General features: G+C 49.9%; 2 tRNA genes. Both read right to left on the bottom strand.

The window, feature by feature from the left end:
• Positions 1 to 48: 48 nt before the first annotated feature.
• Positions 49 to 124: transfer RNA gene (locus tag F2P44_RS34660), tRNA-Ala, on the bottom strand.
• 98 nt (positions 125 to 222) lie between these two features.
• Positions 223 to 299: transfer RNA gene (locus F2P44_RS34665), tRNA-Ile, on the bottom strand.
• Positions 300 to 347: the final 48 nt, after the last annotated feature.

Below are 347 nucleotides of genomic sequence, written 5' to 3' on the forward strand. Positions count from 1 at the left end.
GCGCCGATTGCGCTGACTTACGTTTGTACTTTCAAGAGTTAAGTAGAGTGGTGGAGGATGACGGGATCGAACCGACGACCCCCTGCTTGCAAAGCAGGTGCTCTCCCAGCTGAGCTAATCCCCCAAGCGTTCATCAAACAAAAGTACAAACCTACTTTTGTTTGGAGCCAGGTAAAAATCCCTGGCAGAGCCAGATGATTTTTACAGACAACTTCAACGAACTGGTAGGGCTGGTTGGACTCGAACCAACGACCCCCGCGTTATCAACACGGTGCTCTAACCAGCTGAGCTACAGCCCCGACTTGGACACTGCTACTGTTTCTTCTAAATTCAACAGTCGATAAGAG

The sequence above is a fragment of the Massilia frigida genome, from assembly GCF_011682175.1.
Taxonomy (GTDB): Bacteria; Pseudomonadota; Gammaproteobacteria; order Burkholderiales; family Burkholderiaceae_D; genus Telluria_A; species Telluria_A frigida.